Origin of the sequence: Plectonema cf. radiosum LEGE 06105, from assembly GCF_015207665.1 — a bacterium.
GTDB classification, from domain to species: domain Bacteria; phylum Cyanobacteriota; class Cyanobacteriia; order Cyanobacteriales; family Nostocaceae; genus Rivularia; species Rivularia radiosa_A.
In genome coordinates, this window is sequence record NZ_JADEWL010000036.1 from 42,371 (window position 1) to 49,978 (window position 7,608).

Below are 7,608 nucleotides of genomic sequence, written 5' to 3' on the forward strand. Positions count from 1 at the left end.
CTACAGGCGAGAACATTGATTTTGCTATCAGTGCATAAGTCCCATAAACTAATTATTTTTTACTGTTCCCTACTGCCTACTCCCTACTCCCTACTCCCTACTCCCTACTCATTTAGTGACCATTTTGAATAAAAGATTCCACCTTTGCGACATTCTCTTTACTACCAATAATTAAAGGTGTACGCTGGTGCAGTTTTTCAGCTACCACATCCAAAATCCTCATTTCACCAGTGGTAGCGCGACCACCTGCTTGCTCGATTATGTAAGCTAAAGGAGCGGATTCGTACAGTAAGCGTAGTTTCCCTTCTGGTTTTTGTACTGTACCTGGATAGAGAAATACGCCACCTTGAACTAATATTCTATGGATGTCGCTGACCATTGCTCCACTGTAGCGAGCGCTATAACCTTCGGTTCGGTGAACGTAGCGGATGTATTCTCTAATAGATTCTTCCCACTGCCAAAAATTCCCTTCGTTAACGCTATAAACTGAACCACGATCGGGAATCTTAATGTTTTCTTCCGTAAGTATAAATTCACCTAAGCTAGGGTCAAGAGTAAAGGAATGAACTCCTTTTCCCATAGTGTAAACTAACATGGTACTCGGTCCGTAAAGGATATATCCGGCTCCAATTTGGTTGTTACCCGGAGCAAGTAAATCTTTAGCTTGCCCATCGCTATCTTCTCCAACTTGTTGTCGAATCGCGAAAATCGAACCCAAGCTCAAGTTTGTGTCTGTATTGGATGAGCCATCAATGGGGTCGTAGAGCAAGGTATATCTACCTATAGGACAGTTTTCCGGAATATAGTACGGTTCATCCATTTCCTCGGAAGCTAAGCGACATACTAAACCGCTTTGCTTGAAAACTGAGATAAACACATCGTTAGCATAGACATCCATCTTTTTGACGGATTCTCCCTGTACGTTAACTTCTCCGGTAAACCCAAGAACACCTTCCATTAAACCAGCACGACTGAGACGACGAGCAACTAGTTTACCCGCAAGCCCTATACGATTCATCAGCGCACTTAAATCTTGTGCTTGGGCTGAAAAGCCTTGGAATTGCTGCAATACGTGACGGGATAAAGTCGTACAATCTCTATCTAGTCCTTTATCCGTGATGTGTTGAATCCCTTTGTCTTCGTGTTCTGCTGCTTTTGTCATAATAATTATCTTCCTATGGTCTCGCTAGCTATGGCTTTTATTTGAGAAGATGCCGTCAGGGTTACAACTTATGGTTGCTGCCTCTATATTAGAGAGGTATTTTAGGAACGCAAATGCAATTTTAGATAAAAAACAAATAATCATTTATCCTAAATCGCGCTTTTCTTCGGTTATTTAAGCATTAAAATCCTGAAAATCAAGATTTTCACTTGGTCTTGCAGCAATTATAAATAAATTTTTAAGTTTTTAAATTTATTTGAATTTTTTCGCGATTCATATTTATATTTTATAAGTCTATAAGTTAATAAAAATGATTGCTATTTTAACTTTAAACAGATAATAAAAAGTTAATTTAGTTGCAAAAATAAATTTATTTGAATTGAGGCGAATGTAATATTCTCTACAAAAGTCTTTAGTGATTGTTCGGGATTTCTCAGCTAAGAAAATTATATTTTTCCCGCTCAGCAAAATTATTATTGCAAGTGGTGGAATCTCTCTACTGAAAGTTTGTCTGTGTAAAAATTATTATAATTAAATAAATATTATCGAATTTAAAAAAACTTTTTTAATTTGTGTTTAATTGATATTTAATTTGTATTTAACTTTTTTAACTTGTGTTTAATTTTGGGAAATTTTCTCTAAAATAGGAAAACCCGACTTTTGATGATATCGTCGGTCGGTATCTTGTCGGGGTTGTTTCTATGAAGTTTTTTTGTGATGTGCGTTATTTTCAGCCCAAACTATAGCTGCTTGTATTGCTCAATTAGCAAACAGCCACAGTGAAATACTCTACATCAGATTTATGAAATCTAAAGCGAGCAACTTTTGGTAGTTTATTTGTACTTGAAATTTATTGCATTTACTGCAAATTATTAATGTACATAATTCCCGTTACAGAATTTTATACTTAAGGAAATAGTCAAAAAAAATTGATTCATCTTGTTTTAAAACCTTAGTTCTACAACTACATGGATTAGTTGTATTAACTAAAGGATTGGTGCAAGATTTATTCCTGTATCAAATAAAAAACGATAACGAGAAATTTTGCGGCTTTATTTTAATAAGAAAATTTATTGTTCTTGAAAATCTGGCTTTCTCACAAAACCACCACGGGGACGATTATCTTCTTTTGGTTTAGCTTTGTTAACCCGGATTTGACGACCCATCCATTCTGCTCCGTCTAGTTCAGAAATGGCATTGTCTTCATTCGCTTCTTCATTGAGGTCAACAAAGGCGAATCCGCGCATTTTACCTGATTCGCGATCGGTCGGTAAGACAACTCTAGTCACTTCACCGTAATCGGCAAATACTGCTCTCAAGTCTGCTTCTGTAGCCCGATAGGAAAGATTTCCAACGTAAATAGTCATGCTTGTTAACGGTTCTAGAAATAGCGAATCGCTCAGCCCCAGGTCAAACTCAGACGATTAGCTTTCTTCTGTTCAGCAAAAAATCTAATTTTATTAATGGTTAATTATCTAATTAATAATCAGCAATTAGTAGCTGGATTAACTCAAAATAAACCATCCCTAGGACTGAACTCACGAATACGTTTTTATAGTACCTGATGACTGCAATTTTTCAAGGTATGATATATCACAAACTTTTACAAGTTAAAATCAGTGTAGCTTATATATACTTCTAATAAGTAAGAAAATAAGGGTTTTATGGTTGTTTTAGATGTTGTAAAATTCATCACTACTAGTTATGTGAATTAGACTATATTGCTTGATATCAGCAGTAATCTTAACCATTAAATAAACAAAAGGTCTACTGGTTTTCAGCAGACCTTGTTCAATTTAACTATCTATTAACCAAATCTTTCTATTAGCCAAATACTTTACTCAATAGAAATACTTTGAGGTCCATTATTCTTACCATTGTGGATTGTATTGGCAGAAGTAGGAAAATTTGTTGTATTTGTTTGTTGTGCTAACCAGCTTTTTACTGGGTCATCAGCGAGGTTAAGTCTGAGTACACCAGATACAAATCCCCCCATAAATGAAGCTGGATGCTGGGTGAATTCTTTAAATAATGGTGCTAGTTCTTCGAGGAACATTTTTTTATCTCCAAAGGGCTAAAAAGAATGAAGTATAAAGAAAAACAAGTCTAGTATTACAGTTCAGAATACTTAATACTTGAGAATTAGTACTTCATCCCTCAATTTTACCTTTAACAGCAAGAAGGCTCACACTTACCGAGGAAGCGGAAGTGTTGAGATGAATTGCGCGTGAGTTGACGACAGTCCTCTGACCAATACCCTCCGGTGAGGGAAGAGGAATTGTCGGAAACGAACAAAATATTTTGTTTTTGATAGCACGATTGTCAAAATATATGTTATCATGAAATTGTAAACACGGTAAGGTCGATTCGCCGCTTTGCGATCGTGACGGAGACCGCCAAGACCTCAAGTGGCTCACCATGTACAGAGCAATTAAAGTTAGAATCTATCCCACCTTGGAGCAAGAATCTTATTTAGCTCAATGTTTTGGTAATACCCGTTGGCTGTGGAATTATATGCTTAATGCTACAACCACAGCGTACAAAGAAACAGGGAAGGGTCTTTCTAAGATTGCAATGGACAAATTGTTGCCAGGATTAAAGAAAGAATATGAATGGTTAGGACTCGCATACAGCCAAGTATTGCAACGAGTAACATTTAATCTTTCTAGTACCTTTGTCAATTTCTTTGAAGGACGTGCCAAATATCCCAACTTCAAGTCTAAACATGGTAAGCAATCAATTCAGTATCCCCAAAACGTTAAGTTAATGTCACAAGATGGTGTAATCAAGTTTCCAGGGTTATTGGGGATGGTTAAAGCTGTGTTTCACAAAGAACTACCAAATGCCAAGTTCACAACTGTAACTATATCTAAAAATGCAGATGGTAGGTACTACGCTTCTATCCTGTTTAATCAAGAGGACGAGCCAGTAGTTGCTGTTAACGATGCTATTGGGGTTGACCTCGGATTGAAAACCTTTGCTGTCACTTCTTTTGGTTCAAAGTACGACTTGCCTAAGAAGCAATTAGCAAAACTAGAGAAAAATAGGAAGCGTAAACAGAAAAAACTAGCTAGAAAAAAAGATAAGGCATCTAATAAACGTCAAAAAGCTAAACGCTTAGTAGCTAAAGTCTCTAGCCGTGGGGCTAGAGTCCGTGAAGACTTTCTACACAAACTATCTCGCAAAATAGCATACGAAAACCAAGTAATTTGTGTAGAAGACTTGGCAGTTAAAAATATGGTGAAAAATCCTAACTTGGCAAAAGCTATTAGTGACTCTTGTTGGGGAATGTTTTTAACCATGTTGAAATACAAAGCTGAAAGATTTGGACACACCTATATTGAAATAGGTCGGTTTTTCCCATCATCTCAACTTTGCAGCGAAACACTACTACCAATCCCAATATTGCAAAACGGTTATGATTCATTGGGGATTAGATTTGTAGATTGTCCCCACTGCCATAAACAGCATGATAGAGACGTCAATGCTGCAATAAATATTAAAAATGAAGGTTTGCGATTATGGGCGTTAGGAACTAAAGGCAGCGCGGTCTTGGGGTCTCCCCAAGGGTCGCTCCTGCCGTGCGCTTCTGCCCAAGGAGGGGATGTAAGACCAAAGACTTCTGGACGTAAAAAATCTACGAAGTCTGAGGCAATCCCCAACGATCTGGGAAGCCTACACTTACCCGCAAGGGAAGTGTAGGTAGTTCACATGGGTTTATCTTCGGGCATCATACACTTGTCGGAATCGCATCCGGATGGTCCGGCTTCCATTAATTCACCGAAATCATACCGTTTCAATGCATTGTTAAAATCATTTGTCTCACGACGATTTTCTACTTGTGCCATTAACTCTTCATATTGTTGTTTATCGATTGGTTCAAATGGTAAGCGAGGAAAGGTTTGATGGTCGTCGAATCTTGCCAAAAGTGCGGCACTAATATAGCCTTCATCGTTTTGAATCGCTTGGTAGATGCGATTTCCCAATGCTTCTACTTCGTTTTCTCGCACTTCAATAGTGGCTGAAGTGTTGTGAGTAACGTAGAATTGCTGCACCTGCATATAAAAATCCATTTGAGCTAAAGCGTTAAATTTATCGATGGCAATTTCATCGGCACCCGGTACATCTGCCCAAGGTACAGCAACGGGAATTTCTACTAACCATTCGGTACAGCGAGAGTCGAAGGGATCATTTAACAAGTTGCCGTTTTCGTCTTTATCGGCTTGAGAAGGAACCACCGCATAACCGTAATCAATACAAGCTAAGGCTACCGGGTCATTTTTGCGGAAAGTTATCCGCCGAATAAATCTTTGGGCTTTGGGTGGGTGCCATCCTGGAGAAGCCCCAGTAAGCAAGGATTTAGTACCGCTGGGTTGCACTGTGGTACAGCGATTTGGGCGTTTTATCTGATGGCGATCGCAATATTCCCAAACTACCCGATGTACGATTTCTTTCCACATACTCAGATATTCTTGTTCGCGACGTTTAAAGGCTAAACCTTCCTGTGTTGCAGGTCTTCCTTCCGTCCACCAATGCAACCAGTCAACCCCAAAAGCACTGACAAAGAAGTCAAATAAGCCGGTAAAAGATACACCCACAATCGGGTCTAATTCGCGACTATATTGATAACGTGGTTCCAAAAAATGATGATTCAACAACACTGCTACAGATAAAGCACCGGCTGTAAAAGCTTCTTCTTGTTCTTTGTAATTTTCGGGGTCGATTTGATTTAAGTGAACTTCACTCAGGTTACAGTGAAAATTAGAACCAATGATTTCCAATTGTGTTACCCTAGAGGCTTTTTATCCCCTAGTTCTACTGCTTGATAATTCGCAGTAGTTCCGCGTACATTTTCATCCTCATAAATTATGGATGCCCCACACTCTTGGAGATTTATATTCTAAAATGCAACTTTTATTGCAATCTAGTTTCATTCTCTACGCTGTACGGTGTCAAAAGCTCTTTAATTCTTTTGATTACCTCGGTATTAGCATTTCAGCTTTCACCGATTTTGCGGGGTTTTTTACGTGAGGCAAAAGTATCAATTACCACACGGGTTCAAGCCAAACCTATTTAGACGATGCTCTATTTCATTGTCATTAAGATGAAAATGCTTTTCTTGGAGCCAATCTTTACCTTTACCTTGTTGATAAGCTTGTAAAAAATCAGTTTTCAATTCCTGCGTAGTTAGTAAATCAACGTTTGCTCTAGCAACAGCTTCACCAGCCCATTGAATCGCACCCTCACCACTGTAATATTGCTTGCGAACTGCATTCACACATTCTTCTAAAGTCGGTTTATGGTGAAATACTCTGCTATGATTCGCCATGCGTAAAGCATCACGTTCTGGATCTATACGCCAATTTCCATCTTTATCTTGCTGCCATAAGTTTGCTTTTGCGTCAGCAAAGGCAGTGTCTGTATCAATTCCTTGACGGATACCCGCGCTTCTTCGGATATTGCCTGCCACAATTGTAACAGCCGCTTCATCAATTAACAAACAGCATTCAACCGAAGTCAATTTTCTGCCAACAGCTTTATTAAGAATCGCAGCACAACGCTGATAAAGCTCCGGTAACTTCACCGGATTTGCCATACCACCGAAACCTTGCAACGGTTCCCCAGCTTTACGAATATCATTGATATCAACGATTACTTCAACTTCTTCGTTAAAACGTTCGTCGCTAGAGAGTTCCAAAAGAGTTTGATAAGACTGAACCCAACCTTGACGGCTATCACCCACATAAATAGTAACGCGATTAGCTTCGCTAGATGCCGGAGGCATATCGCCATCTATCTTAATTTCCGTAAATTCACGGCGTTCGTTAGCTATAGTTTTACCAATATTTCCTTGTATCGTTACATTTAAACGATTGCGGATGCATGGTAATTGATTAATATATTTTGGTTCTAAAATCGCTCCTGTACCACAGCCCATCATAGCCAAATCCATCATTAAACCGAAAGCTTTCCAGTCAATGACATTTGTCGAAGTACAGTTATAAGCCCCCGAAAAATTCTTCGGTTGATTCAACCAATTTGTACCACCTACCCATAACCATCTTCCACTCGGTAAAGCCTTCAGATTGCGCTGCATCCGCTCCAAAATTGCAGCTTCATCTCCGTTTAGCTTACCCAACTCAATCAAACCTTGAAGAGTGCGATCGCAAACCTCTTCCCAAGTTTCTCTAGTTCCTATGGACTGTTGACGACGGCTGTAAGTCCTGAAAAATACAGGGTTTGCCGCAGGGGCTGTTTCTGGAAAGTTTGCACCCAGGTGTTTCCGTTCAAGCTCTTGAACCATATTTTTATTGATTTTTATCGCGTCTTTTTTTCTTTCAGATTAAGACTATACGCCAAATAGCAGTACAATTAAAGATTGCAAAATTTGGGAATTTACGCTACAGGAATTGAGATGGGGGGACAAGCTGTCTCTTATACACAAC

6 protein-coding genes are annotated in these 7,608 nt (G+C 38.9%); 1 reads left to right on the top strand and 5 read right to left on the bottom strand.

Features of this window, described 5'->3' with window-relative positions; translation table 11 throughout:
- Positions 1-112: 112 nt before the first annotated feature.
- The 3 genes from fbp to IQ247_RS13135 all read right to left on the bottom strand — a co-directional run bounded on the left by fbp (position 113) and on the right by IQ247_RS13135 (position 3,218).
- Positions 113-1,162 carry a class 1 fructose-bisphosphatase gene (fbp, locus tag IQ247_RS13125; protein WP_193920631.1) on the bottom strand — a complete coding sequence of 350 codons (1,050 nt, stop codon included), beginning with the start codon at positions 1,160-1,162 and terminating at the stop codon, positions 113-115.
- A gap of 1,070 nt (positions 1,163-2,232) precedes the next feature.
- Positions 2,233-2,529: an RNA-binding regulator gene (gene rbp, locus IQ247_RS13130; protein ID WP_193920633.1), complete on the bottom strand. Its 297-nt coding sequence runs from the start codon at positions 2,527-2,529 to the stop codon at positions 2,233-2,235.
- A gap of 470 nt (positions 2,530-2,999) precedes the next feature.
- Positions 3,000-3,218, bottom strand: a complete 219-nt coding sequence (locus IQ247_RS13135) for a ssl0294 family protein (protein WP_193920635.1) — start codon at positions 3,216-3,218, stop codon at positions 3,000-3,002.
- Positions 3,219-3,580: 362 nt separating this feature from the next.
- Between IQ247_RS13135 and IQ247_RS13140 the strand changes: the two genes are divergently transcribed.
- On the top strand, positions 3,581-4,864 hold the full coding sequence (locus tag IQ247_RS13140) for an RNA-guided endonuclease InsQ/TnpB family protein (RefSeq protein ID WP_193920637.1): 1,284 nt from the start codon (positions 3,581-3,583) through the stop codon (positions 4,862-4,864).
- A 5-nt stretch (positions 4,865-4,869) separates the two neighbouring features.
- On the opposite strand, the gene nrdJ is transcribed toward IQ247_RS13140, so the two are convergent.
- Both nrdJ and IQ247_RS13150 read right to left on the bottom strand, forming a co-directional pair.
- On the bottom strand, positions 4,870-5,943 hold the full coding sequence (nrdJ, locus tag IQ247_RS13145) for a ribonucleoside-triphosphate reductase, adenosylcobalamin-dependent (protein WP_228059711.1): 1,074 nt from the start codon (positions 5,941-5,943) through the stop codon (positions 4,870-4,872).
- A 260-nt stretch (positions 5,944-6,203) separates the two neighbouring features.
- Positions 6,204-7,466, bottom strand: coding sequence for a glycyl radical enzyme family protein (locus IQ247_RS13150; protein WP_228059712.1), 1,263 nt, complete (start codon positions 7,464-7,466; stop codon positions 6,204-6,206).
- Positions 7,467-7,608 lie beyond the last annotated feature (142 nt).

Excerpts from the sequence above, each read along its gene's own strand:
- fbp (WP_193920631.1), bottom strand. The coding sequence starts at position 1,162 with ATGACAAAAGCAGCAGAACACGAAGACAAAGGGATTCAACACATCACG.
- IQ247_RS13150 (WP_228059712.1), bottom strand. The coding sequence starts at position 7,466 with ATGGTTCAAGAGCTTGAACGGAAACACCTGGGTGCAAACTTTCCAGAA.
- IQ247_RS13140 (WP_193920637.1), top strand. The coding sequence starts at position 3,581 with ATGTACAGAGCAATTAAAGTTAGAATCTATCCCACCTTGGAGCAAGAA.
- rbp (WP_193920633.1), bottom strand. The coding sequence starts at position 2,529 with ATGACTATTTACGTTGGAAATCTTTCCTATCGGGCTACAGAAGCAGAC.
- IQ247_RS13135 (WP_193920635.1), bottom strand. The coding sequence starts at position 3,218 with ATGTTCCTCGAAGAACTAGCACCATTATTTAAAGAATTCACCCAGCAT.